Source organism: Planomonospora parontospora (assembly GCA_014647935.1).
Taxonomy (GTDB): Bacteria; Actinomycetota; Actinomycetes; order Streptosporangiales; family Streptosporangiaceae; genus Planomonospora; species Planomonospora parontospora.
Map to the genome: position 1 here is coordinate 1 of BMQD01000009.1, position 22,138 is coordinate 22,138.

General features: G+C 69.6%; 30 protein-coding genes, 1 tRNA gene and 2 pseudogenes. 12 read left to right on the forward strand and 21 right to left on the reverse strand.

What is annotated here, in order from left to right; translation table 11 throughout:
• The 3 genes from IEZ07_RS15380 to IEZ07_RS15390 all read left to right on the forward strand — a co-directional run.
• Window positions 1-650, forward strand: a 650-nt coding sequence (locus tag IEZ07_RS15380) for a dolichyl-phosphate-mannose--protein mannosyltransferase (RefSeq protein ID WP_507763583.1), incomplete at its 5' end; no start/stop codon positions are given.
• A 110-nt stretch (window positions 651-760) separates the two neighbouring features.
• Window positions 761-2,098: a hypothetical protein gene (locus tag IEZ07_RS15385; RefSeq protein WP_191895380.1), complete on the forward strand. Its 1,338-nt coding sequence runs from the start codon at window positions 761-763 to the stop codon at window positions 2,096-2,098.
• A gap of 195 nt (window positions 2,099-2,293) precedes the next feature.
• Entirely contained in the window at window positions 2,294-3,559 is a 1,266-nt protein-coding gene (locus IEZ07_RS15390) for an AI-2E family transporter (protein WP_191895381.1), read from the forward strand.
• Window positions 3,560-3,769: 210 nt separating this feature from the next.
• Here IEZ07_RS15390 and IEZ07_RS15395 read toward each other — a convergent pair whose 3' ends face one another.
• The 5 genes from IEZ07_RS15395 to IEZ07_RS15415 form a co-directional block, all read right to left on the reverse strand.
• Entirely contained in the window at window positions 3,770-4,582 is an 813-nt protein-coding gene (locus tag IEZ07_RS15395; protein WP_191895382.1) for a neutral zinc metallopeptidase, read from the reverse strand.
• Between the two features lie 57 nt (window positions 4,583-4,639).
• Entirely contained in the window at window positions 4,640-5,167 is a 528-nt protein-coding gene (locus tag IEZ07_RS36440; RefSeq protein ID WP_239320231.1) for a DoxX family protein, read from the reverse strand.
• 212 nt (window positions 5,168-5,379) lie between these two features.
• The gene (locus tag IEZ07_RS15405; RefSeq protein ID WP_191895383.1) at window positions 5,380-6,069 is read right to left on the reverse strand and encodes a histidine phosphatase family protein; all 690 of its coding nucleotides are present in this window, start codon (window positions 6,067-6,069) and stop codon (window positions 5,380-5,382) included.
• Window positions 6,070-6,277: 208 nt separating this feature from the next.
• The gene (locus tag IEZ07_RS15410; RefSeq protein ID WP_191895384.1) at window positions 6,278-6,757 is read right to left on the reverse strand and encodes a nitroreductase family deazaflavin-dependent oxidoreductase; all 480 of its coding nucleotides are present in this window, start codon (window positions 6,755-6,757) and stop codon (window positions 6,278-6,280) included.
• Window positions 6,757-7,380, reverse strand: a complete 624-nt coding sequence (locus IEZ07_RS15415; protein ID WP_191895385.1) for an NAD(P)-dependent oxidoreductase — start codon at window positions 7,378-7,380, stop codon at window positions 6,757-6,759. The genes IEZ07_RS15410 and IEZ07_RS15415 overlap by 1 nt, the downstream gene beginning before the upstream one ends.
• Window positions 7,381-7,482: 102 nt before the next feature.
• Here IEZ07_RS15415 and IEZ07_RS15420 point away from each other — a divergent pair, with 102 nt between their 5' ends.
• On the forward strand, window positions 7,483-7,869 hold the full coding sequence (locus IEZ07_RS15420; protein ID WP_191895386.1) for a winged helix-turn-helix transcriptional regulator: 387 nt from the start codon (window positions 7,483-7,485) through the stop codon (window positions 7,867-7,869).
• 45 nt (window positions 7,870-7,914) lie between these two features.
• Here IEZ07_RS15420 and IEZ07_RS15425 read toward each other — a convergent pair whose 3' ends face one another.
• Complete coding sequence (locus tag IEZ07_RS15425; protein WP_068902383.1) at window positions 7,915-8,202, reverse strand: DUF4287 domain-containing protein; 288 nt, start codon at window positions 8,200-8,202, stop codon at window positions 7,915-7,917.
• Window positions 8,203-8,826: 624 nt separating this feature from the next.
• Between IEZ07_RS15425 and IEZ07_RS15430 the strand changes: the two genes are divergently transcribed.
• Complete coding sequence (locus IEZ07_RS15430) at window positions 8,827-9,453, forward strand: DsbA family oxidoreductase (RefSeq protein ID WP_191895387.1); 627 nt, start codon at window positions 8,827-8,829, stop codon at window positions 9,451-9,453.
• A gap of 208 nt (window positions 9,454-9,661) precedes the next feature.
• Here IEZ07_RS15430 and IEZ07_RS15435 read toward each other — a convergent pair whose 3' ends face one another.
• The 10 genes from IEZ07_RS15435 to IEZ07_RS15475 all read right to left on the reverse strand — a co-directional run bounded on the left by IEZ07_RS15435 (window position 9,662) and on the right by IEZ07_RS15475 (window position 14,630).
• The gene (locus IEZ07_RS15435) at window positions 9,662-10,072 is read right to left on the reverse strand and encodes a VOC family protein (RefSeq protein WP_191895388.1); all 411 of its coding nucleotides are present in this window, start codon (window positions 10,070-10,072) and stop codon (window positions 9,662-9,664) included.
• Window positions 10,073-10,109: 37 nt separating this feature from the next.
• The gene (locus IEZ07_RS15440) at window positions 10,110-10,388 is read right to left on the reverse strand and encodes a DUF7710 domain-containing protein (RefSeq protein ID WP_204054449.1); all 279 of its coding nucleotides are present in this window, start codon (window positions 10,386-10,388) and stop codon (window positions 10,110-10,112) included.
• 275 nt (window positions 10,389-10,663) lie between these two features.
• Window positions 10,664-11,239 carry a hypothetical protein gene (locus IEZ07_RS15445; protein ID WP_191895389.1) on the reverse strand — a complete coding sequence of 192 codons (576 nt, stop codon included), beginning with the start codon at window positions 11,237-11,239 and terminating at the stop codon, window positions 10,664-10,666.
• Window positions 11,240-11,578: 339 nt separating this feature from the next.
• Entirely contained in the window at window positions 11,579-11,980 is a 402-nt protein-coding gene (locus IEZ07_RS15450; protein ID WP_191895390.1) for an SMI1/KNR4 family protein, read from the reverse strand.
• Window positions 11,977-12,441 (reverse strand): hypothetical protein, encoded by a 465-nt coding sequence (locus tag IEZ07_RS15455; protein WP_191895391.1) that lies wholly within the window; start codon window positions 12,439-12,441, stop codon window positions 11,977-11,979. Before IEZ07_RS15455 ends, IEZ07_RS15450 begins: the two co-directional genes overlap by 4 nt.
• A gap of 124 nt (window positions 12,442-12,565) precedes the next feature.
• Window positions 12,566-12,697, reverse strand: coding sequence for a hypothetical protein (locus IEZ07_RS35695; protein ID WP_275413840.1), 132 nt, complete (start codon window positions 12,695-12,697; stop codon window positions 12,566-12,568).
• On the reverse strand, window positions 12,694-13,056 hold the full coding sequence (locus tag IEZ07_RS15460) for a hypothetical protein (protein WP_191895392.1): 363 nt from the start codon (window positions 13,054-13,056) through the stop codon (window positions 12,694-12,696). The genes IEZ07_RS35695 and IEZ07_RS15460 overlap by 4 nt, the downstream gene beginning before the upstream one ends.
• Window positions 13,053-13,361, reverse strand: a complete 309-nt coding sequence (locus tag IEZ07_RS15465) for a hypothetical protein (protein ID WP_191895393.1) — start codon at window positions 13,359-13,361, stop codon at window positions 13,053-13,055. Before IEZ07_RS15465 ends, IEZ07_RS15460 begins: the two co-directional genes overlap by 4 nt.
• A gap of 20 nt (window positions 13,362-13,381) precedes the next feature.
• Window positions 13,382-13,828, reverse strand: coding sequence for a YbaB/EbfC family nucleoid-associated protein (locus IEZ07_RS15470; protein ID WP_204054447.1), 447 nt, complete (start codon window positions 13,826-13,828; stop codon window positions 13,382-13,384).
• 430 nt (window positions 13,829-14,258) lie between these two features.
• Window positions 14,259-14,630, reverse strand: a complete 372-nt coding sequence (locus tag IEZ07_RS15475; RefSeq protein WP_191895394.1) for an Mth938-like domain-containing protein — start codon at window positions 14,628-14,630, stop codon at window positions 14,259-14,261.
• Window positions 14,631-14,689: 59 nt separating this feature from the next.
• Between IEZ07_RS15475 and IEZ07_RS15480 the strand changes: the two genes are divergently transcribed.
• Window positions 14,690-14,860, forward strand: a complete 171-nt coding sequence (locus tag IEZ07_RS15480; RefSeq protein WP_191895395.1) for a hypothetical protein — start codon at window positions 14,690-14,692, stop codon at window positions 14,858-14,860.
• Between the two features lie 229 nt (window positions 14,861-15,089).
• Here IEZ07_RS15480 and IEZ07_RS35700 read toward each other — a convergent pair whose 3' ends face one another.
• The 3 genes and pseudogenes from IEZ07_RS35700 to IEZ07_RS35710 all read right to left on the reverse strand — a co-directional run bounded on the left by IEZ07_RS35700 (window position 15,090) and on the right by IEZ07_RS35710 (window position 15,945).
• Complete coding sequence (locus IEZ07_RS35700) at window positions 15,090-15,434, reverse strand: ArsR/SmtB family transcription factor (RefSeq protein ID WP_307729024.1); 345 nt, start codon at window positions 15,432-15,434, stop codon at window positions 15,090-15,092.
• Window positions 15,435-15,440: 6 nt separating this feature from the next.
• Window positions 15,441-15,785, reverse strand: a pseudogene (locus IEZ07_RS35705) (DUF5937 family protein); the annotation flags it as partial.
• Window positions 15,694-15,945 carry a DUF5937 family protein gene (locus IEZ07_RS35710; RefSeq protein WP_239320228.1) on the reverse strand — a complete coding sequence of 84 codons (252 nt, stop codon included), beginning with the start codon at window positions 15,943-15,945 and terminating at the stop codon, window positions 15,694-15,696. The gene IEZ07_RS35710 and the pseudogene IEZ07_RS35705, both read right to left, overlap by 92 nt.
• 99 nt (window positions 15,946-16,044) lie before the next feature.
• Between IEZ07_RS35710 and IEZ07_RS35715 the strand changes: the two are divergent.
• From IEZ07_RS35715 to IEZ07_RS15515, 6 genes and pseudogenes are all read left to right on the forward strand, one after another.
• A pseudogene (locus tag IEZ07_RS35715) lies at window positions 16,045-16,677 on the forward strand (MFS transporter); the annotation flags it as partial.
• A gap of 136 nt (window positions 16,678-16,813) precedes the next feature.
• Window positions 16,814-17,428 (forward strand): tyrosine-type recombinase/integrase, encoded by a 615-nt coding sequence (locus IEZ07_RS15495; protein ID WP_204054446.1) that lies wholly within the window; start codon window positions 16,814-16,816, stop codon window positions 17,426-17,428.
• A 632-nt stretch (window positions 17,429-18,060) separates the two neighbouring features.
• Window positions 18,061-19,029 (forward strand): ankyrin repeat domain-containing protein, encoded by a 969-nt coding sequence (locus IEZ07_RS15500; protein WP_191895396.1) that lies wholly within the window; start codon window positions 18,061-18,063, stop codon window positions 19,027-19,029.
• Window positions 19,030-19,191: 162 nt separating this feature from the next.
• The gene (locus tag IEZ07_RS15505; protein ID WP_191895397.1) at window positions 19,192-19,983 is read left to right on the forward strand and encodes a class I SAM-dependent methyltransferase; all 792 of its coding nucleotides are present in this window, start codon (window positions 19,192-19,194) and stop codon (window positions 19,981-19,983) included.
• Window positions 19,980-20,333, forward strand: a complete 354-nt coding sequence (locus IEZ07_RS15510; RefSeq protein ID WP_191895398.1) for a tyrosine-type recombinase/integrase — start codon at window positions 19,980-19,982, stop codon at window positions 20,331-20,333. Before IEZ07_RS15505 ends, IEZ07_RS15510 begins: the two co-directional genes overlap by 4 nt.
• A gap of 82 nt (window positions 20,334-20,415) precedes the next feature.
• The gene (locus IEZ07_RS15515; RefSeq protein ID WP_191895399.1) at window positions 20,416-21,009 is read left to right on the forward strand and encodes a hypothetical protein; all 594 of its coding nucleotides are present in this window, start codon (window positions 20,416-20,418) and stop codon (window positions 21,007-21,009) included.
• Between the two features lie 195 nt (window positions 21,010-21,204).
• On the opposite strand, the gene IEZ07_RS15520 is transcribed toward IEZ07_RS15515, so the two are convergent.
• Window positions 21,205-21,281: transfer RNA gene (locus tag IEZ07_RS15520), tRNA-Ala, on the reverse strand.
• 57 nt (window positions 21,282-21,338) lie between these two features.
• Window positions 21,339-22,061, reverse strand: coding sequence for a divisome protein SepX/GlpR (gene sepX, locus IEZ07_RS15525; RefSeq protein WP_191895400.1), 723 nt, complete (start codon window positions 22,059-22,061; stop codon window positions 21,339-21,341).
• Window positions 22,062-22,138 lie beyond the last annotated feature (77 nt).

Here is a 22,138-nt window from a genome sequence, read left to right on the forward strand (position 1 = left end):
TCTTCGACTCCGTCCGCTCCTGGCTGGCCTACCACTTCCAGGTCCTCGGCTTCCACACCGGCCTGACCACCCCGCACAACTACCAGTCCGAGCCGTGGGAGTGGCCGCTGCTGCTGCGCCCGGTCGCCTTCTTCTACGAGACGGCCAAACCCGGCTGCGGCGACCCCAGCGGCTGCTCCCAGGCCGTGCTCGGGGTCGGCACGCCGGTCATCTGGTACGGCGGGCTGGCCGCGCTCGTCGCCATGGTCGCCTGGTACGTCGCCACCCGCGACTGGCGCGCCGGAGCCGTGCTCCTGGCCTACGCCGCCGGCTGGCTGCCCTGGTTCTACTACGCCCTGGCCGACAACCGCACCATGTTCATGTTCTACGCCATCCCCATGGTCCCGTTCATGATCCTGGCCCTCGTCCTGGCCGCCGGACTCGTCATCGGCCCGGTGCACGCCCCGCCGAGGCAGCGCATGATCGGCGTGCGGATCGCCGGGGCGTTCGTGCCGCTCACCCAGCCCAGGCGCATGATCGGCGCGGGGATCGTCGGGGCGTTCGTGCTGCTCGCCCTGCTCAATTTCTGGTACCTCTATCCCGTGCTCACCGCGGAGAGCATCCCGTACGCCGAGTGGCACGCGAGGATGTTCTTCCAGAGGTGGATCTGACCGTCCACATACGAGTTGCTTAGAGCTGATTTCGTAGGGTGGGCGACGTGCACGATCCACTACGTCACGTTCATCGTCAGGGCAGGCCGTCATACGGCAGACTTCGAGGCATGCCTGCACCGGACGTGGCCGCGCTCCTCGCCGATCTCGAACGGTCCGACCCCGACTGCGCCGAGGACGCCCGCGGTGCGATCGAGTGGCTGAGCGGCGGTGAGCCGCTGGAGACGATCACCGAGCTCGCCGTCTGCGAGTTCCTCTGGTACACGCTGCCCACCAAGGTCTCCGGCGACCGGCCGGCGACGGCCCGCGCGCTGGGCCGGCTGCTCCGCCTGGGCGGGCTGGAGCGCTACGCGGCGCTGTGCTCCTCCCCCGTCACCGCACAGATCCTGCGCACCTACGCCCGGGCCGGCGAGGACGCCGGGATCGCCGCCTACCAGGCGGCGCTGGACGCCCGCGGGGTGCTCCCGCCCGACGTGCCGGAGCTGCGGTGGAGCTCGATCATGGGGCCGGAGGAGCTGGGTGCCCACGGCGCCTGCTCGGCCGCCCTGGAGCTGGCCATCGTCTCGGGTGAGCTCGCACCCGGCTCCACCCGCGACCGCAAGGCCCTGACCCGCCGCTGGCTGACCACTCCCCGGGCCGAACTGGGCGGGGACAACTGGCTGCACCGGGTGCAGGGTGAGCGGCTGAACCGATGGGTGCTGGGCCGGGGGGAGGCCTGGCGCGAGCTGGCCCAGCCCTTCGAGGTCCGCCTGCACGCCCCGATCCCGGCTCCGGCCGGAGAACACCTGGCGGCGCTGCGCTGGCTGCTGCGCCGGGGCGGGGAGCCCGGAGGCGTCCCGCTGGTCCCCGACCCGCCGACCGCGGAGGACGTGAAGGGCCCGGCGGACGCGAAGGGTCCAGCGGACACGAAGGGCCCGGCGGACACGAAGGGCCCGGAAGGACCGGAAGGTCCGGGAGCCCCCGTCGCCGTGCCCGCCGTACTCGCGGCGCCCTCAGGGAAACCGGGTCGCTGGGGCGGCGACGAACTGGCTGCGGCGGGGGAGGCCGCCCAGCGGATGGGCGCGCTGGACCGGGACGGCCGCGCCCTGGTGACCACCGCCGTCGGGCGGCGCCTGCTCGGCGACGCGGAGCTGCTCTGGGAGGCCGCGACGACCGCCCTGCTCTCGCCCGTCTCACACGAGCACGACCTCGGCGTCTCCGCCAGGGAGGTGGCGCTCATGCTCCTGGCCGACGGCCTGCCCGCCGACCGTGAGAGCGTGGCCTCCGTGATCGGTTGCGAGGAGGAGCGCCGGTCGGAGATCGACGCCTCCCTGGCCGGGCTGATCCGTCTCCTTGACGCGTTCGGCCTGCGGGCGGGGGGCGAGCTCACCTCGGCGGGCCGCGCCGCCGCGCTCGCGGCCCTGCGCGGCCACGCCCTGCGCCCCCGCCGGTACGTCAGCATGGGCTGAGCCGTTCCCCAGGTCCGGCCCGCTTTCTGTCCGACTATTTCTCTCGATAACGGGCAATAGCGGAACGTGCCCGAACCCACCTCCCACGACGGTGCTCCGCAGCCGGAGACGGCCCCGGACACGCCCGGGGGCACGCCACCGGACGCATCCGGCGCGCCCGCCCCCCCTCCTGGACCGGGCCCATCCGCATCCGGCGTGCCGTCCGGCCCCCCTCCCGGACCGGGCCCGTCCGCGGCGGACCCGCTGCCGGATCCGTTTCCCGAACCGCTCCTCACCTCGGCGGGCCCGCTGCCCGTCGCGCCCCCCTCCGGGCCGGTCCCGGCGGCCACTCCGCCCGTCCCCGACGACGTCACCGACGATGCCACCGACGGCGTCACCGCGGCGCCCGCCACCGGCGCTCCGCCGGCCGACGCCCCCTTCGGACGGCCCGGCCGTTCCATGCGGGGCAACCCGTTCGTGTTCGGCTTCACCGCGGCCCTCGGCGTGCTCACCGCGTGGTGGCTGGTGCAGGCCGTCGCGAGCGCGGGGTCGGTGCTGGTCCTCATCGTGGTCTCGCTCTTCCTCGCCGTCGGCCTCAACCCCGCCGTCGAGGCGCTCCAGCGCCGCACCCTGCCGCGCTGGCTCGCGATCACGACGGTCTTCCTCGGCGTCATCACCGTCTTCGCGGTCTTCGGCCTGGCGGTCGTGCCCCCGCTGACCACGCAGTCCGCCGAGTTCGTGGAGAACGTCCCGACGTACGTCCAGGAGCTGCAGAACCACCCGCTCATCCGCGACCTGGACCAGCGCTTCCAACTGCTGGAGAAACTCCAGCAGTACGTCACCAGCGGCGACTTCGGCACCCAGATGTTCGGCGGGGTGCTCGGCCTCGGCACGGTCCTGCTCGGCGCGGTCTTCAACTCCCTGACCGTGCTGGTCCTCACGCTCTACTTCCTCGGCTCGCTCACCTCGATCAAGGAGATGGGCTACCGCATGGTCCCCCGGTCCCGCCGGACCCGCACCCGCCTGCTCGGTGACGAGATCATCCAGCGCATCGGCGGCTACGTCGCGGGGAACCTGATCGTCTCCTTGATCGCGGGCGTGACGACCTTCGTCTTCCTGAGCATCATGCAGGTGCCGTACGCGCTGGCCCTGTCCCTGATCGTGGCGCTGACCGACCTGATCCCCCTGGTCGGCGCCTTCATCGGCGCGGGAGTGGCCTCCCTGGTCGGGTTCTTCGTCTCCCCCACGGTGGGCATCGTCTGCATCGTCTTCTTCACCCTCTACCAGCAGGTCGAGAACTACCTGATCGCGCCGAGGGTGATGAAGAGCTCGGTGGACGTCCCGCCGCTGGCCACGATCGTCGGCGCCCTGCTCGGCGGCGCCCTGCTCGGCGTCGTCGGGGCCCTGCTGGGCATCCCGATGGCCGCGGCCGTCCTGCTCATCGTCCGCGAGGTCGTCCTGCCCCGCCAGGAACGCCTCTGACCTCCCGGAGGGAAGGACGGCCGGGTCCTGGCTCAGCCGCTCCAGCACTCCGGCCGCCTTTCGCGGTCACCACGCCGGGCGGGGCCGATCCACCGGCCCCGGCGTCCCGCGCCCGTCGCGGCCGGGTACGGCGGCCGCCCCGGGCCGCCCGGAGCCCGGTACCGGGATCACCGGAACCGGGCCCGCCCCTCGCCTCGGAAGGTCCTGCCGTCAGGCGACGCGGGACGCCGGCGCGGTCCAGGTGTTGCACGCGGCCGGGGAGGCGGCGGCGAACCCCTTCTGCAGCCAGGCGACCCGATTCTTGCTTGAGCCGTGGGTGCGCTCCTGACCACGTAGTTCATCGCCGCTGTGCCGGAGGACGTTCACAACACCCTCCCACTCCTCGGCCGTGTACTCCTGCGAGGCCCAGATGCTCGCCAGGAACGTCCCCGCCAGGCACTCGGCCTGCAGCTCTATGCGGCGGATGTAGCTCAGGGTCTGAGCCTCGGTACGGAGTCGTGTACGCCCGACGGCGACCGTTATGCCGGTGAGGTTCTGCACGTGGTGGGCGTACTCGTGGGCGAGTACGTGCAGGATGTCCGGGTCGGCCGGAGCCTGGATGGAGTAGTCGTTGAGCCAGATGACCATCTGCCGCTGACCGGAGCAGTACAGGCCGGCGACGTTGTCGGGCCAGGACGCCCCGCACGCGCGGTTGGACGTGGTCAGGAACCGGACCACCGGCTTCTCGAACGGCAGGCCGGCCTTCTTCAGCTGCGCGGACCACGAGGCGTTCATGCAGCCCATCATCGCGGTCAGGTGCTTCTTGGCGGCGCCGACGCTGGCGAAGTCGTCCGGGTGGCGGCCGCAGGGCACCGTCAGCTTGCCGGTGCGGTACAGCGGGTTGTGGGTCAGCGCCTTGGCGCCGGTGGGAACCGGCGCGCCGGCGGCATCGGAGTCGGCGCGGGCGGTGCCGGCATGGGCGGTGCCGGTGAGCAGCAGACCGACCAGGGCCCCGGCCAGCAGGGCGATTCGAGGGGTACGCATGACGTCAAACCCTATAGAAGCATTGATACGGTCCAACAGCGTCCATTCCCGCCGTGCTCACCGCACGAGGGGCGCACCGCTCACGGAGGCCGTGCGGCCCGCGGAACGTCCCCCCACGACCTCCGCCGCCCAGAGCGCCACGCCGATGTAGAGGATCTGCTCGGGGACGCGCTGCCACAGCGGTGTCGCCGCCTCCCCCGCCAGGGTCACGCCGGCCAGCGCGGCGTGGACGTTGGCGGGGAGCATGAGCACGAACAGCAGAGCCAGACAGATCCCGGCCGCCCGGCGAGTGGCGGGGAGCACGAGTCCCACCGCGCCGGCCAGCTCCAGGACGCCGGTCAGGTAGACCACGAGGGCGGGGAACGGGACGAACGGCGGGACCATCGCCACCATGTCGGCGTGGTTCGGCATGAAGGTCACGCCCGGCGGGACGAAGTGGGCACCGGCCGTCATCACGAGCATGACGGCCAGGCCGTGCGCGGCGCTCACCCGCCAGGTGGCGAAGCGGGCCACGCCGAGCAGCGCACCCGAGAGACGGAAGACCAGGGCGGATACGACAAGGACGATCACGGTCACAGAACTCACCCTCCTTTGGATACCAACACTACCCAACAAGAGATAGTACTGCTATCCAATATGGTCCCGGTCCATGACCCACCGGCATCGCGGAGGTGTTCCCGGCGGCCTCCCGGTCGTCGGGCACCCGGCCGGAGTGCCCGGCCGTCGGCCTCCCCGGACGCCGGCAGAGGCTGCGGGGGCGGAAGGCGGGGAAAGAGGGACCGCCGGCGGTCCGCCGGCTAGTCCAGGACCACGGGAGAGACCTCGGTGCCGGACAGCTCGCCCAGATGGGCCGTCCCGCCGCCGACGACGCGGAACCCGTACGGCCCGCTCGGACGCCACAACTCGGTGATGACGCAGTTGGGGACGTCGCATGCCCCGTTGAACCGGCGGAAGCCGCGCATCGCCTCGGCGTCGGGCTCTGTGGTTCCGGTGAACAGCGACCAGGTCACGGCCTTCATGAAGAGGCCGTGGGTGAACACCGCGATCAGGCCCTCCTCCGGGCGGTCGGCCAACCGGTCCAGGAAAGCGCAGGCACGGGTGATCAGCATCCTGAAGGACTCCCCGTCGCCGCCGTTGACGTAGGCGGGGTCGGCACGCTCCCAGTAGGCGTCGGCGAAGGGCCTCCGCTGGTCCTTCGTCGTCTGCGGCCCGTGCAGCCCGCCCAGGTAGGTGAACTCCTCGACCGGCCACTCCTCGTACGGCACCCCGGGGAACCGCGCGACGGTCGCCCCGGCGGTCTGCCTCGCGCGGACGAACGGCGAGCTGACGACGAGGTCCGGCGGAGCGGTGAAGGCCGCGGCCGTCCGCTCCGCCTGCTCCCGTCCGAGCGCCGTGAGCGGGGCCGTGCCCGGCCCGTCCGTCGGCAGCCCGGCGTTCGATTCGCTCTGCCCGTGCCGGACCAGCCACACCCGCCGAACTCCGATCATGCCGACAGGCTGGCACAGGGGGCCGGCGTCGCGGAAGGCCGGAAGGGGGTGCGGACCGAGGAACGCCGGAGGGGATCACCCCCGTGACCGCGGAGGGGATCACCCGGCGACCGCGGAGCCGAGGTCACCCCGGTACGGCCGGCCACGCCGCCGGCCGTACCGGTGCCGGACGTGCCCGACCGTCCGGCCCGGATCGAGGCCGCCATGGTCATCGGCCGGGCAGGCGCTCCAGCAGGACCACGGGGATCTCGCGGGTGGTCCGCTCCCGGTAGGCCGCGTACTCCGGCCTGGCCGACGCCATCAGGCGCCACAGGCGCGGTCGTTCCGCTGCGGTGGCGGGACGCGCCCGCGCGGTGAAGACCTCCGTACCGACCTGCACGGTGACGCGCGGATCGGCCAGCAGGTTCAGGTACCAGGCCGGATGGCGGTCCGCGCCGCGGTTGGAGGCCACCAGGACGTAGCGGTCGCCGTCACGTCCGTAGACCAGCGCGGTACGGCGCAGCTCACCGGTCCTCCGGCCCCGGGTCGTCAGCAGCAGGTCGTTCGTCCCCGGGCGCGGCCGGCCGCCGGTCTCCTGGAAACGCCGGATGTGCTCGGCCACCCAGGGATCCGGGCTGTCGTGGACCTCGCCGAAGTCCGGGCTGTCGTGCACCTCGCCGGAGCCCGGGTTGCCGTGGACCTCGCCCATCACGCCTCCCGGACGACGGCGGCGGCGCGGTGGTGGCGGGGAGCCTCGATCTCGTCGAGCAGCGCGATCGCGAAGTCCGCGTAGGTGATCCTGGCGGCCGGGTCCGCGTGCGCGGCGATCCGGTAGCGGCCGGTGCGCGCGCCGCCGTGGTCGAAGTCGCCTGCCGGCGCGACGTACGCCCAGTCGAGGCCGGCGTCCCGGAGGACGGCGAGCCCCGCCGCATGGCCGAGGTAGAAGTCGCGGTACTCGCCGGGATAGCCGGGCTCGTCCATCAGGGGGACCCCTGACGCCCCGGGCATGATCGAGGCGAGGCCGACCACCACCAGTCGGCGCACGCCCGCCTTCGCCAGACCGGCGGTCAGGGCACGGGCCGACGCGGTGAAGAAGTCGTGCGGCGGCGCGGACAGGTCCGCCGCGGCGCTGACGGCGGCGTCGTGCCCCGCCGCCGCACTCTCTATGCCCGCCTCGTCCGTGACGTCGCCCGCCACCACCCGCACACCGGCCAGATCGCTGTGGCGTTCCGGGTCGCGCACCACGGCGGTGACCCGGTGACCACGCCGGCGCGCCTCGGCGACGGCCTGCCGCCCGGCTCTGCCGCCCGCGCCGAAGATCACGATGTTCATGGTGAACCGCCTCGCACCAGGGCCGGGACCCTTCCGCCCGGCCGCTTCGCGGACGCTATCGGAGGATCCGGTTACCTCTGGGATACCGGTTATGGTGAAGCCATGAGGGAACCCCTGCCCGCCGACATGTTCGACGAGCTGTGCCCGTCCTCGCTCAATCCGATCCGGTTCGGTGACAAGTGGGCGGCGCTCGTCATCCGCTGCCTCGAGCACGGGCCGCGCCGGTTCTCCGAGCTCCGCGTGCCGCTGAGCCGCGTCACCCCCAAGGTCCTCACGCAATCGCTGCGCTCCCTCGAACGGGACGGCCTGGTGGAGCGCACCGTCCACCCCACCGCCGTTCCGCACGTCGAATACGAGCTGACCCCCCTCGGCCGCAGCATGCTCGGACCGATGGCGGTCGCCTGCGCCTGGGCGCGGGAGCACTGGGACGAACTGCTCGACGCCCGCGAGTCGTACGACGACCGCGGCCGCCTCGACCGCACCGGCTGACGGCAGCGGGCAGCGGTCCGCCCGCCCCCGCGGCCGGCAACCGTGTCAGGGCCGGTTCTTCTTCCCGTCCAGCCAGAGCGTGTCCGACTCGTCGCGGTGGGAACCGGAACCGCCGACGTGCTTGGCGTCGATCTTCGGCCCCTTCTTGATCACGTGCACCAGCGCCATCGCATGCCCGCGTCCGAGGTCGTAGTCCTGCTTCAGCCACTCGATGATCGCGCCCGCTTTCACGGACGGGCCGTCGAGACCGCGCTCCTTCGCCAGCGCGATGAACTCACGCGGGGTGAGGCCGGTCTTGTCCTCGATGTTGTCCAAGTACGCCTGGAACGACATGTGTCTCTCCGTTCGTCGCGGGCCGTCGGGCCGCAGTGACCCTCTCGATTCTGCATGAGCGGGTCCCGACGACCGGTCCCGCTCCGGTCGCTCGTCGCCGCCGTCGATCCGCGTCACCGGCGCGCGACGCCTCCCATTGCATTTCCGTGAGTGAACGATCCCGTGCAGCATCGGCCTGAATCAACGCGCGATCAGCGAAGGGACGTTTAGCCGGACTCAACGACGGGGCCACGATGCTGGAACGGCAGGCCCCGGCGGCGCGCACCAGGTCCGCGTCGATGCCGCGCTCCTCGCTGGTGTGGACGATGTGGGCCACGCGGCCGGCATCGCCCGGTGGTTCATGAACGGCCACCGTGCGCTCGGCGAAGCCGCTGCCCGAGCACCATCGCCGGCCCCTTCGGCGGACCTCGATGGGACGCGCCGTTTCCGATCCACGGATGCCGGGCGCCGTCCAGGGCGGAGGAAAGCTTCTTGATCTCAACCGTGGTCGAGGTTGCAGGATGGGCCAGCGGGCCCTGGGTCTCGCAACCGATCACGAGAAGCATCAGGTGAGCCCCGGTCCCGGGTTCTGTTCGATCGGTGAAGTGCCGCCGCCGGCGGCGGCCGATCGGGGGAAGGACGTTCATGAAGGTCGAGATCTACGCCGACGTGCTGTGCCCATGGTGCTACATCGGCAAAAGACGCTTGGCGGCGGCGCTGGAGACGATCACCGACCGCGCCGGGGTGGAGCTCGTGTGGCGCAGCTACGAGCTCGCGCCGGACGGAGGCCGGACTCCCGGGCCGACGGCCGCCGAAGCCATGGCCGGGTGGTGGGGTGATCAGGCTGCGGCCCGTGTCGCGCGGATCCGCTCGTCGGGCGCCGCCGAAGGGCTGGAGCTCAACCTGCACCTGGCCCGGCCGGTGAACACCTTCGACGCGCACCGGCTGTGCCATCTGGCGGCCGATCGCGGTCGGGGAGACCAGATGATGGAGCGCCTGTTGCGCGCGTATCACACCGAAGGTCTGAACGTGGCCGAGCCGCAGGTCCTGCGGCGGCTGGGCGGCGAGACCGGTTTGGCGGATGACGAGGTGCGCGCCGTCCTCACCGGTGACGGCTACGCCGATGCCGTACGAGCCGATCGGCGCCGCGCGATCGAGTGCGGTGTCACCGGAGTCCCCTCCCTGGTGATCGACGGTGCCCGGCCGGTCCCCGGCGTCCAGTCCCCCGCCGCGCTGCGCGAACTGCTACGGCAGCCGAACGTTCGCCGCTGAGGAACCGGCCGCACAGTTCCCGATCAGGATGAAGGCCCGATCCCGCCGTCCGGCGACGGCCGGAAGCACACCGATGGGTCGCACTCGCGACCGGCCGAGCCGACCGGGAGTTCCCCGCCGGGCTGTTGACGGCAGCCGGTGACGCACCGTTCGGTCATGTGACCGAAGCTCATCACCCCAGCCACGTGATCCGAATCCCGGACAGCTCCTAGCCGCGCTCGGGCCAGGTCGGGCCCTGGTCGGTCCAGACGACGCCCTCGTTGCGGCACAGGCAGAAGGGGTGGCCGATCGGGTCGGTGTAGATCCGCCAGCCGTAGCCGTCGGAGCCGATGAAGTCCTGCCGCAGCGTCGCGCCGAGGTCGAGGATGCGGCGCTGCTCGGACTCGATCTCGTCGACTTCGAAGTCGAGGTGGAACTGCTTGGGGTGCTCGCTGTCGGGCCACTGCGGAGCGCGGTAGTCGTCCACCCGGATGAAGGCCAGCTCGATCTCACCGAACCGGATGCCGGCCCAGTTCTCGTGGCTGCCTTCCTTGATCGGACGGCCCGTCACCTCAGAGTAGAAGGCCGCCAGCTTCATCGTGTCCGGGCAGTCGATGATGAAATCGGTGAGTCGCAGCATTTCGCGATCTTGCCACAAGATCTCTGGTACAGACGCCTCAGTCCGGGTTCCCAGCGGTGTAGTGGAAGTGCTCCTGCTGCGCGGTCGTGAAGCGCCCGACGAACGAGGGAGTCTGCTGGTGGGCGGCACGGGGCTGGAAGTGGCCGTGCTCGATCGCCCAGTCGTGGACGCCCGTGTCGAGGGGGTACTCCGTGAGCATCCCCGTCAGTTCGCCGGTCCTGATCCACGACTCTGCGCGCTCCCGCGTCCGGAACACGCCTGACGGCCACTGCGCGCCCTCACCCAGGAAGACCCACACGGTCACGGGACCGCTCACCGCTGGGACACCTCACCACTGAACTCTGCGAAACCCGGAGGGACACGGCCCCGGTGGATGGATCGTAGTCGCTCAGTCGGTCACTCGGATTCCTGCCCACCGGTCCTCAGGCAGACCGCTTCCCGCCTGTTCGAGTGGCTATGAATCATCCTTTACTCCGGATGTATTCCGCCTGCCGGCGCCATTCACCACATGGACGTCGGTCCGCAGATGGTCTACATCGGCAGGCAACGGCGACTCTCCTTTTGATTGATGCGCCGCACAGCCTTCCCGCTTCACGCGCACTGAGATGGATCCTGACCGCGACGATCGAACTCCTCTTGGGAGATCAACACATCAACCGAGTCGTCCTTCTTCTCATCGTACTGCTGGATGAGGACCATACCCGGCTTGAGCTTTGCGATATCGTCGCTGGCGAAGGAGACGCTATCAGTGCTGTAAGCGTGGTCACGAGTGCTCCCGAACGCGCGATACTCGATCCCCGGCACCATGACAAACGGTTTCGGCTCCACCGTCCAGCCGTCGGAAGGCTCATCGATGCGGAACGAAGCGCTTTTCCCATCGAGAGGAGGCGCGTTGAAGCGTGCGTCATTGACCTCCACGGCGGACGATGAGATGTCCGAGGAGGCAGGGCTTCCGACCGACGCATCGGCAGCCGATGCACCCGAAGGCTCCTCCTCGTGGTACACCGCCACGCCGTCAGGAGCTCCACCCTCACACCATGCCAGGACGATCACCGGATGGCCCTCTGAATCAATAGTCAACCCGGCGGAACCACCTACAGCAGGCGTACATCCGGAAACTCCTACGACCGCCGAAAACGCGAACACAACACCAATCCATCGCCTCATGCCCAAAGGATAGGAGGACATATCCCACACCGTAGATCCGTGATCTTATCGGGGCCCGACCGTTCGAAGTTCGCAACACTCCCACCGATAACCCCGTGGAGCAGCTCCGCCCCGTGCTCCTGGAAGGAGCCGAAACAATAGACCGGATTCTTTCCAGACAGCTGATCTTCACAAGGAGATGTCGGACCACGCCCGTGTCCGGGTCGCCCTGGGCGCCGACCCCGACACGGGCGTGCACTTCCACGTGCGGCCGCTGCACTCGGCGACCGAGCACGGTTCACCGGAGAGGGTCCCGGCATCAGCCGCGGCACGCGGTCGCCGGCGTCCCGGCGCTCGGCCTCAATCCCTCAGGCGTGACAGGAGCCGGTCCATCGAAGGGGCGATCATCACCCACTTGCCATCGGCCTTGCGGTACACGACCGTGGGGCCGGTGGCGGGTCGGTAGTCGAGCGCGAACGGCATGTCGGGTCCCAGGTCGCCGATGATGAGCGAGCTACGGGGATCGAGGTCGCCGGGCGGCTGCGCGGGTTCGGGCGTGCCCAGGAACAGCGGTCCCGTACGCGCCAGCCAGTGGCGGTTCTCGAATTCCATCTGTTCGAGGGAGTAAAAAGCGGGTTCCTCAGGCTGTTCGCCGAACACCTCCGCCAGGACGGCGGAATCCGGTGGCGTCCACCGGTCCTCACTCATGGCTGCGAGAAGCGCTTCAGGAAGGGGCAACCCATTGATCACGTTACTGTTCACCGAGTAGGCCAAACTTGTCGGTTGGTGGTTTGCCGGATGAGTTCCATGATCGGCCCTCGCAGATGCTCGGGCACCTCGACACCTTGGAACGAGGGATTGGCCCCGTTGACCGATCTGGAAACCCAGTGCATACCGATGGACCCGTCCTCACGCAGGATCGCGGTGAAACCGACGCTCCTGTCCGGGTTCGTCCCCGTGGCGCGAGTGAAGATGGAGTTGACGTCGTAGTGCCCACCGTAGCGCGGCACCGCGTTCTCGGGCACCGCGCCGGACCGCAGCGTCGAGTCGCCGCTCGGATAGGCGAGGAACCGGCGCGAACTGTGGTCGTACACCCCGGAGAATCCAGAGCCGGGCCGGAAATCGTCCAGACGGGTGGGGCTGTCGGTGCTGAGATTGGTCAGCGAGTTCCTGGCCTGCGGTCCCGTCAGGTCGTAACGAATCGGGATGTCGTTCGCCACCACCGCGGGACCGGGCGTGGCCGCCGCTGCCTGCGCGCTCCCCGACCTGCGGAAGAAACGCGCCCCGAGTCTGCCGAAGAACCCTCCGACCGCGCGGGATACCCCCTTTCCCCCTCTCGCCGCCATGTCAGTCCATGAGCGGGGCGGCGGCCATGGCGATCAGCAGGCCGATCAGCCGTCCGGTGAGTTCCCTGAACACCGGTATCTGCAGCAGAGAGGCGCCCAGGGTCGGCCCCGCGGCGGCGATCGCCCGGATCATCGCGGTGGCCAGCGAGGCGAGCTGGACCAGGACATGGGTCTTGAGGGCCGCACGATCGCTCCCGAGACGAACAGCCCCGCGCCCACGGCGAGCATGCCGGTCGTGGCGTCGGAGAGCACGGCATCTGGTGCATCGTCGGCATCCCAGGCGGTCTGGAAAGCGTTGACCCCGTCGCCGGCGTTGTCATTCCACACTTTGGCGGCCGACACCCGTGCGAGATCCCGTACCGCGTCGAGCAGCGGCTCGGCGTCCACGACCAAGGTGCCCGCCTGGCCGAGTTTCAACTCGTCGGCGTTCGTCCACCAGTATCCGAGGTCTTCGAGCAGTGCGGCCGCCCACCCCGGCAACTGCAGGCTCATGCCGGGGTCTCCGGCCCGAGGGCGGCGATGGCGCGCTGTTCCGCGGTCGAGCGGTTGGCGGCCATCTGATGCACGCCCGCTCCGTGGCTCTGCAGGCCGCTCACCACCGAGCGGAGCGTCTCATCTGCGGTCTCGCGAATCCCCTTGTACGACGCACCGATGAGTTGGCTGATGAGGTCCTCGCCCACCATGGGTTCGAGCGCATTCAACGCGTCGCCCAGCGCCGTCCAGTGGTCGCTCAGGTCCTTCATCGCCGCATGCAGGCCCGAGCCCGCGAACTGCAGGCTTCCCGCCTGCAACTCCATCACGTCATCGAATCGGGGGCTCATGCGCGCCTCTCGAACCGCAGGACGACGTCGTTGATCGCCTGGGTGAACTGCTCCATCTGGCGCACCGATTCCTGTTGCAGGGTGAGCAACGTCGACGACAGCTCCTCCACGTCAGGAGACGCGCCGGCCTGCTCGGTCACCTTCACCCGCAGATCGTCGACGGCCGCGTTCACGGCCTTGACTATCTCCGCGCACATCTCCTCAGAACCGGCCCGCATCAGGCGCGGGTCGACCGTCAGGGACGAGAGCCGTCCGCCGGGCGCGACCGTGGCCCGCACCCGCCCTTGGGCCGCCACACCCTCCCCCTGGAGCGCCATGCCCAGCCTGCCGGATGCGCTATCAGCCGAACCGTCACCGGGTTCCTGGGCGGACACCAGTGCCTGCCGCGCCTGCTCGATCACTCGATCGAGCCCTTCGACACCAAGCCCTTCACCGCCCGCCATAGGCTCGCTCCTCGCTCCGCTCTAAAGCTCCGCAGACTGTATATATCAGTCGTTTTTACTTAATGTCGGTGACACAGAGAAAGACGACGGTGTCCATTGCGACCGCAGTGGCGGTCGCTCTCCGTTCATCGTGGGCACACCATGCCGTGACCAGGGTTCCGGTGCCCGGCAGGCATGACACGGTCGGAGGCCTCGGACGATCACGAGGAGGGCACCGCCGGCGTCGAACCGTGCGCCCGGTCAACGCCACCGTGTGCCGGGAAGACGACCGACCCCTCTGAGGCATCCCATCGATCGCCTGCCGGACCGGACCGGCGAAGGAAAGGACGGTGCCGGCGCCCCGTTCGGAGACAAGGAAGACGAACGGGAGCTCCTCTGCAGGCCGGCGTCCGCCTCCCGCCGGCACCGTCGCATCCGCCCGGAGTCGTGCTCAGCAGGTCGAGTGGAAGAGTCCGCCCACGGCCACCGACGCCGCGGCCAGCTCGTTGTAGCGGCCGACGGCGGACATCGTCTCTTCCACGTGCACCTCGATGCCCTTGTCCGCCAGCTCGCTGAGCGTCTCGGGACAGACCTGCAGCATCAGCTGCATGCCGCGGGACAGCACGACGACCTGAGAGCCTCGGTCGAGCAGTTCGCGCACGTCGGCGGGCTGGATCCCGGGCGAGTGCCCGGTGCCGGTTTCCTTCCAGTCCCAGAGACGGCCCCCACCCGGATAGAGCTTGAAGTCCTTACCTTCACCGATGCCTTCCACCGCCATCCGGCCCCAGCCGACGTGCGTGATGAGCGGGCTCTTGTCGTTCATGGACGCGAGACTACGCTTCGCGGCCTGGCAGCACGGCCGCGGAAGAGGAGGGCCGCACGGTGGCCGCAATCACCTGCGCGATCAGCCTGGCCGATCTCCGCCTCATGCTCGACAGTCTCGAACCGGAGGACTACAGCGGCAGGCGCAGTGCGGCGTCCGCCTTCATCGAGACGGCCACCGGCATGGGTTCGAGAGCGACCGGCCGGATAGGGCCGTCAGGCGAGCACTGAGCAGCGAGACGACCTCGACCTGAGTGATCCCAAGGACCGGCTCTCCCAGGGCCGCAGCACCCGGCCCGGAGTCGGCATCGCCATGCCCTGCGACGCGAGCTTGGACCTCCCACCAGCGGCCGGGCTTGTTCGAGGGCGGAACCCTCGACGGTCGTGTTGATCATTGACTGTGTGGAGATCCGGGGTGCCGGCCGACGTCGTGGACCACATTCCGGCAGAACGGAGCTGCTCAACGCAGTACGGCCGCCAGCAGGTCGGCCCCCAGCGCCGTCAGATCAGGAAGATTGACGGTGCAGCGGACGTAATGACCGTGCCGCCGGGCTGTGAGCAGGCCCGCGCGGCGCAGGACGGCGAGGTGGCGGGAGACCTCCGGGGGTGAAAGCTCCCAGGCGTGGGCCAGCTCACCGGTGGTGTGCGGGCCGCGGGCCAGGGTGCGCAGCAGCCGCAGCCGTACCGGATGTGCGAGTGCCTCCAGCCGTAGCGTGACCGTTTCCAGCGATATCGGCTCCGATGGACTCGCCTCGGCAATGGGGTACTGCACCACCGGCTGCCACCCGGGTGCGTGGCCCACCACCAGGTGCGGGCGGCCGAAGACGCTGGGGAGGAAGGTGACCCCGCTGCTGGGGGCGGCGGTCGCCTTGTCCTGCAGCTTGTCCACGATGATGCAGTCGCCGTCCGGCGCCAGGGTGATCGCGCCGGAGACCGACGCGAGCGCCGCCTCGATGCCCTGGCGCTTCAGCAGGTCGTTCTTCAGGCGCAGGTCGGTGGCGAGCTGCACGGCGACGCCCGTCCAGGCGGCGTCGAAGAAGGCCTCGGCGCACTATTCGAGGGTGTCACGTATCCGCGCCCGCACAGCGGCCGGATCCGCGAGCAGCCGTTCCGCGAAGGCCTCCTGAAGCGAGCCGCGGGCCTGAGCCAGATCCAGGGCCCGCTCGCGCGCCGTCGCGTCGGTGAGCGGCGACGGCGCGGCGAAGTGGACCCGGTTGCTGCCACACGTGCAGCATCGCGGTCAGCTCGGCCAGCGGGGATGCGGCGAACCGCAGTCGCCCGGGTGGCAGGCCGCCGATGTCGATCCTCAACACCATCCCCTCATCATCGCTGGCCGGATGGCCGGCGACCGCGTCGATTGACGGTGTCCGTCAATCGACGCAGCCGGTCCGGCGGCCGAACGCACCGTTGACGCCATGGCAACCACCACCAAGATCCGGCCGCGTGCCCTCGTCCGCGCCTCCGGAGGTCCCCGCTATGCCGTCGCCCTGGCCGTGGACGCGCTCGGCACCGGCCTGCTGCGGCCCTTTCTGCTGCTCTACGGGGTGATGGTGCTGAGGCTGTCCGCGCCGGTCACCGGCATCGCCATGGCAGTCGGCGTCGTCACGGGTCTGCTGTGCACGCCCGCGGTGGGCCGATGGCTGAACCGGGGCGCACGCAGCACGGTCGTGGCGGCGTCGATGCTGGTGCGGGTGGTGGGCGTGGCGCTGCTGCTGGCCACCCCGACGGGGAACGTCTGGCTGTTCGCGACAGCGACGCTCTTCCTGGGCATCGGTAACCAGGCCTGGCCGGCCGCCCATGCGGCTCTCGTGGCCACGGTCGCCCGTGGCCGCGAGCGTGACGCCGCTCTCGCGGGAGGTCGTGCCCTGCGCAACGCCGGCCTGGGTCTGGGCGCCCTGCTCGCCACTGCGTGCCTGGCAGGCGGCGCCACCGCCGTACAGGTGCTGGCTGCCGTCACCGGGCTCGCCTATCTCGCTGCGGCGGCCTTGGCGTGGTCGGTCCATGTGCACGCTCATCCGGCCGCTGCCACGGCCAAGAGCAGGGACGACGAGCCCGCACCCCGGATGCGCGCGCTGCTGGCCGCCAACGTGATCTACGTCTTCTGCCTCAACGTCCCCGAACACGGCTGGAGGGCTCCGGCCGTGGCCGCGGTGTCCGTGGTCTGCACCATCGGCGAGATCATCTATGCCGGCAGCGCCACCGCGCTCGTCACCGCCCTCGCCCCGGCCCATCTCCTGGGACGCGCCCTCGCCCGTTTCCAACTCTCCACCGGCTTCGGGCTCGCCGTCTCCCCGGCGGTCATCACCGCTCTCGCCTCCCACGGCTCGGCCGCCCTCTGGGGCGGCCTCTCCGCTGCGACTGAAGCGCTCCGTCCGGGAGGGCGGCGACACCAAGACCCGCAAGTCCCGGCGCACGTTGGCCATGCCGAGACGGTGCGTGGAAGCGCTCAAGCTTCACCGCGAGCGCCAGGGCGTGACCCGCAAGGCGGCGGGGAGGAGCTGGCAGGACGACGACCTCGTCTTCGCCTCCAAGGTCGGCACCGAACTCGACTCCCACAACGTCCGCCGCTCGTTCCGGGCCGTGCTCAAGAAGGCCGGCCTCAACGCCGAGGAGTGGACACCCCGCGAGATGCGGCACAGCTTCGTCTCGCTGCTGTCCGACTCCGGCATCCCGCTGGAGAACATCTCCCGCCTGGTCGGCCACCGCAACACCTCGGTGACGGAGACCGTCTACCGCAAGCAGCTCCGCCCGATACTTCTAGAGGGAGCTGAGGCCATGGACCGGTTATTCCCTGACTGATTCACGCCGTGACATCATCGTCCGGCTGTCCTACCCCCGCGGAGGATGATCAGTGAAACCTCAGAACCGATCTCACATGTTCCCGCTGACCCTCGGGTGGGCCGTCCTCCTCCTGGGGGGATGTGGAGCGGTTGCCAGCGGTGTCGACAACGACGCTGTTCCCTTCCTGATCGCCAATTCCGCCGTCGGACTGGGCTGCATCCTGACCTCTGCCGTAATGGCGATCTCCGGTCGCGACCCCGCGTAGCGGACGTAGTCACTCAGTTGGTCACCCAGCAACGCAGAAGGCCGCTCCCGATCTCTCGGAAGCGGCCTCTGACCTGGGTGGAGATGAGGGGATTCGAACCCCTGACCCCTTCGATGCGAACCCCGGCGGGGCGCACCGCCTCCGATCGACGGATGCCATCCGGTGCCGTCAGGTGCCACGGCGGTGACGTGCGTTGATCTCGGCTGCGCTCCCGTGCCAGCGGGTCCGCTGACTTTTCGCTGACTCCGCCCAGCCGTCCACGAGCCGATACGGCCATCGGAGGAAGCCGCCCTCGCGCTGTGACGCCTGCGGTCCCAGCCCGGATCTGTCAGCCCCGTACGCCATGATCAGCACTCATATATCCCGTACGCCCCCAAGGAGTGTCATGGTCGTCAACGATGAAAGCGGATGGTCTGGTATTGGTTGGGACGGCTGGACAGACCTCAGGCTGATCCGCGCCCGGCTCGACGCGGGCGCCGACCCGAACTCAGAGGTGTCCTTCCTCGGACCGGTGCTGCACACGGCGACCGAATGCGGTTCACCCGAGGTGGTCGCGGAACTGGCCCGGCGCGTCGACGACGTCGACGCGGAATATGAAGGCCGTACCGCCCTCTGGGCGGCTGTCTTCGCCAACCGTCCCGACAATGCCCGTGCGCTGGTCACCGCCGGAGCGGACCCGTGGCGGCTGATGATGAACGGCTGGTCCCCTGGACGGCTCAGCCTGGCCTCTCCCACCCCTGATCTGCTTCCTCTTCCTGAGGGCGAGGTCGGCCTGTCCGCCGCCGAGACCGCCGCTGTGGCCGAGGCCAGGCGTCTGATCGCCACGTTGGGGCGCTTGGAACACGACGGTTTCAGCCTCGCCTGCGTGGCCGACATCACCGCGGCCGAGGCGGCACGGCGGCTGGAGGCCGTACCGGTCGACGATGCCGACGTCGAAGAGCTCCTAGAGGACCCATGGGACAATGTGGACGAGAGCATGGCGATCATCGGCGTCACGGACGTGCCCGGTGGATGCGTCGTCTTCCAGCCGTGTGGATACAACGCGTCCACCCCCGGCGTCATGAAGCGCCTGTCGGTCGGCACCGTCTGTCACGGGATGTTCGCCAACCCCAAGAGCGGCAACCAGGGAGCCGTCGCCCGCGATGGCGTCATCGAGGAATGGGACACCCACCCCGGCGGCGGCAGCGTCTCCGCCGACGAGCCCGCCGAGGAGATCCTCACCACCTACCTCTACCACCACCGAGCCGTGGCCTACTGCTTCGCCGGTGCCGGCCTGCGACCGACCGACGCCCGATCGATCACCGACCAACCTGACATGTGGCTCAGGCTGCCCGAGCAGGACTGGTGGAGCTAACCGCGGCATAGAGAAAGGCCCGGCTCCATGATCTGGAACCGGATCCTCTGAGCTGGGTGGGGTGTTCACGAATAGGTCTTGCCTGCGGAGCAATGGTGATGCGAGAGATCACTTCCCAGGCCGACATTGATCGTTTCCCTCTCTTGCGGTGATGATGACCGGATGGATCGATCCGAGACGGCTGCTCACTTCGACAGCCGGGCAGCGGCGTACGCAAGGGACGACTGGCATGTTCGCTATGCCGAGCGGCTGGTGGAGCTGGCAGGGCTGGTACCCACAAGCCGGGTCCTGGACGCGGCGACGGGGACGGGTTTCGCGGCCATGGCGGCAGCCCGCGCGGTGGGACCGACGGGAGAAGTGGTGGCGGTCGATATCTCGGCGGGCATGCTGGCACAGGCCGAGCGGTTGGGTTCCGGTGTGGACAACATCGGCTACGTCGTGGCCGATGTCAGCCGTTTGGACGACTTTGCCGACGCCTCCTTCGACGCGGTGATCTGTTCAGCCGGGATGCTGTATCTCCCTGTCGAGCGGGTCCTGCCGGTGTGGCACCGCCTCCTGCGGCCGGGCGGGTTGATCGGCTTCTCCGCAATGCGGGCCGGCTTTCCTGTGCTGGCCAGGGTGTTTCGTGCGTGCGCTGCAGAGTTCGGTGTGGATCTGGCCGATCCGATGGCCGAACTCGGCACTGAGCAGCGGTGCATGGAGGCATTGGCTCGCGCCGGCTTCACGGGTGTGCGAGTGGTAGCGGAGAGCGTGACACTGCCCCGGACGGACGAGGCGACGCTCTGGCAGCTCCATAGCAGGAGTCCGCACTATCCCGAGCTCCGCACACTTGGCCTGGGTGCGTTGACTTCGCTGGAAGCCAGGTTCGTCTCTGAGGCCCGCCGGATCGTCACGCGGGACGCGGCCACCTCCCTGACTGCCCCAGTCCTGTATGCCTTCGGTCACAGACCTTGACCCAGCGGTGGGACGCCGTCGGCCTCGACACCGGAACCGAGCGGCACAAGCGGTTCGCGACTAAAAAGGAGGCCGTGTCCTACCTTGCCCAGCACGCCGGAGAGGGCCTGCGCTTCCACGACCTGAGGCACTGCTACGCGACCTGGCTCGTCTCCAGCGGCGTCCCCGTCAACGATGTCGCCGGGCTCATCGGTCATGAGCAGATCTCGACCACGCTCAACCGCTACACGCACGCCTCCCGCGACCGCAACGGCCGCGCTCGGGCGGTGTTCGCCGATCTCTCCCTCAGCCCCGCCACAGAGCAGGTGACGGCAGCCGAACCGACCACCTCTAGAGAATCGACCACATAGCTCCTGATCAGACAGAAGGTCCGATTCCACCATTTGGAGTCGGACCTTCATCATGCGGCTCGACCTCCGCCACAATGATCATGTGATCGATTACTACCGCAGCCTCTTCGACCAGCACGGGTATCTGGAGAACGGGCTCTGCTGGACCGTAGTGCAACCTCTCAACGAGGAGATCACTACCGACGATCTTCTGCGACGGTTGAACGGAGGCCGCGATCCCGAGCATCGCATCATGGAGTACCCCACGGAGGAGGCCTTTATGGAGGACCTGCCCGTGCTCTTCGTCTTCAAGGGCGAGGGGACCTGGGGTTTCCTCGAATTCTCCTACGGCTTCGGCCTGTCCGATCGCGTCCTCACCGAGCTCAGCAAGGAGTCACGCGTGTGGATGACGACCTGGCACTTCAAGGGGGGATACACGATCCTCTACGCGGCCGACGGCGAGATCAGAGCACGGATGCGCGACTTCATCTTCACCGAACACGCCATCGAGCAGGGCGATCCGAGCATCCTGGCTGACTTCCGCACCATGCTCGACAACCTCGACCCGGAGGACTACAGCGGTAAGCTCAGTGCGGCGTTCGCCTTCGTCGAGGCAGCCACCGGCATGAGGCTGGAGAGCGAGTGGCTCGATGTGGAGGAGGCTCCCGTCGTCATCCTCGACAACCCTGACGCCTGACCCGGTCGCCGGTCGATCGCTCCGTCACAGCGCGGTGACCCACCCGCTCCGAAGACGTCTGCTGACTTTTCGCTGACTCCGGCCCCGGAGCCCGCAACGGGCACCGCGCCGCACGATCCAGGCCATCGGCAACCCGCACACCACCTGAACAGCGAAAAGGCCCGGCTCCATGTTCTGGAACCGGGCCTTCCGACCTGGTGGAGATGAGGGGATTCGAACCCCTGACCCCTTCGATGCGAACGAAGTGCGCTACCGGACTGCGCTACATCCCCAAGACGTGGACTAGATTAGCAAACATCCGAGGGCGCTCGCGCCATCCGGGGCACCGATCAGTCTCCGACCGCGCGGCGGGACGGCTCGGCGTACTGGTCGAAGAGCTCGTCGCGGTGCTCGGAGAGGTCGATGATCTCCGCCTGCGGGGCCGCCGCCCGCCGCGCCGCAGCCTCCGCGGCCCGGCGCCGGGCGCGCCTGGCACGTTCCGCCCGGGCCTGGGCGGCGGCTCTGCGCCGCTCGGCGTCGACCTGCACCGCGACCCGCAGGACCGCCAGATGGACGCCCAGAAGGACCACCGAGGGCGCCACGCCCCACCAAGGGATCACCTGGACCGCTGCGGTCACCACCGAGGCCAGGAGCAGCAGCGCGCACCAGAGCGTCAGCCGTCGCCGTTTGGCCACGAGCGCCGCCCGGCGGCGCTGCGCGGCGCGGCGGAGCTCCGCCCTCCGGTGCCCCTGAACGCCTTCCCCCTCCGGCTGCACGGCACCGGTCGCGGCCCCTGCCGGCATCCGGTAGGCGGCACCCGGCGCGGAGGCGGTCGCGGCGGCGGACGGTGCCGCGGATCCCACGGCGGGCCCTGCGGTCCTCATAAGGGGTCCGGACGGACCCTCCTCCTGGCTCGGGTTCCCGGCCGGTGCGCCGGCGAGGTCGTACGCCCCGGTGGTCTCGTCCCGCTCGTCGACCTCGACGAGCGTGGTCCGGTCGCGGCGCAGCCACATGGGCACGAGCACGCACAACCACATGACGACGATGGCGAGGTAGAGGAGGACGCTGCTCACGGTCGCCTCCGGGCAGCACGAAGGCACGCCTGACCACGGGGCGTCCTCACTGTGCTCACGTCACGCACCGTAAGACC

What these genes read in the sequence shown, in the direction of transcription:
- IEZ07_RS15500 (WP_191895396.1), top strand. Translation starts at nt 18,061, where the DNA reads ATGGTCGTCAACGATGAAAGCGGATGGTCTGGTATTGGTTGGGACGGC.
- IEZ07_RS15475 (WP_191895394.1), bottom strand. Translation starts at nt 14,630, where the DNA reads ATGAACGACAAGAGCCCGCTCATCACGCACGTCGGCTGGGGCCGGATG.
- IEZ07_RS15405 (WP_191895383.1), bottom strand. Translation starts at nt 6,069, where the DNA reads ATGATCGGAGTTCGGCGGGTGTGGCTGGTCCGGCACGGGCAGAGCGAA.
- IEZ07_RS15465 (WP_191895393.1), bottom strand. Translation starts at nt 13,361, where the DNA reads ATGGAGTTGCAGGCGGGAAGCCTGCAGTTCGCGGGCTCGGGCCTGCAT.
- IEZ07_RS15430 (WP_191895387.1), top strand. Translation starts at nt 8,827, where the DNA reads ATGAAGGTCGAGATCTACGCCGACGTGCTGTGCCCATGGTGCTACATC.
- IEZ07_RS15470 (WP_204054447.1), bottom strand. Translation starts at nt 13,828, where the DNA reads ATGGCGGGCGGTGAAGGGCTTGGTGTCGAAGGGCTCGATCGAGTGATC.
- IEZ07_RS35710 (WP_239320228.1), bottom strand. Translation starts at nt 15,945, where the DNA reads ATGGTGTTGAGGATCGACATCGGCGGCCTGCCACCCGGGCGACTGCGG.
- IEZ07_RS15395 (WP_191895382.1), bottom strand. Translation starts at nt 4,582, where the DNA reads ATGCGTACCCCTCGAATCGCCCTGCTGGCCGGGGCCCTGGTCGGTCTG.
- IEZ07_RS15425 (WP_068902383.1), bottom strand. Translation starts at nt 8,202, where the DNA reads ATGTCGTTCCAGGCGTACTTGGACAACATCGAGGACAAGACCGGCCTC.
- IEZ07_RS15410 (WP_191895384.1), bottom strand. Translation starts at nt 6,757, where the DNA reads ATGGGCGAGGTCCACGGCAACCCGGGCTCCGGCGAGGTGCACGACAGC.
- IEZ07_RS15445 (WP_191895389.1), bottom strand. Translation starts at nt 11,239, where the DNA reads ATGAGGCGATGGATTGGTGTTGTGTTCGCGTTTTCGGCGGTCGTAGGA.
- IEZ07_RS15420 (WP_191895386.1), top strand. Translation starts at nt 7,483, where the DNA reads ATGAGGGAACCCCTGCCCGCCGACATGTTCGACGAGCTGTGCCCGTCC.
- IEZ07_RS15415 (WP_191895385.1), bottom strand. Translation starts at nt 7,380, where the DNA reads ATGAACATCGTGATCTTCGGCGCGGGCGGCAGAGCCGGGCGGCAGGCC.
- IEZ07_RS35695 (WP_275413840.1), bottom strand. Translation starts at nt 12,697, where the DNA reads ATGATCCGGGCGATCGCCGCCGCGGGGCCGACCCTGGGCGCCTCTCTG.
- IEZ07_RS15435 (WP_191895388.1), bottom strand. Translation starts at nt 10,072, where the DNA reads ATGCTGCGACTCACCGATTTCATCATCGACTGCCCGGACACGATGAAG.
- IEZ07_RS15385 (WP_191895380.1), top strand. Translation starts at nt 761, where the DNA reads ATGCCTGCACCGGACGTGGCCGCGCTCCTCGCCGATCTCGAACGGTCC.
- IEZ07_RS15460 (WP_191895392.1), bottom strand. Translation starts at nt 13,056, where the DNA reads ATGAGCCTGCAGTTGCCGGGGTGGGCGGCCGCACTGCTCGAAGACCTC.
- IEZ07_RS15495 (WP_204054446.1), top strand. Translation starts at nt 16,814, where the DNA reads ATGCCGGCAGCGCCACCGCGCTCGTCACCGCCCTCGCCCCGGCCCATC.
- IEZ07_RS15505 (WP_191895397.1), top strand. Translation starts at nt 19,192, where the DNA reads ATGGATCGATCCGAGACGGCTGCTCACTTCGACAGCCGGGCAGCGGCG.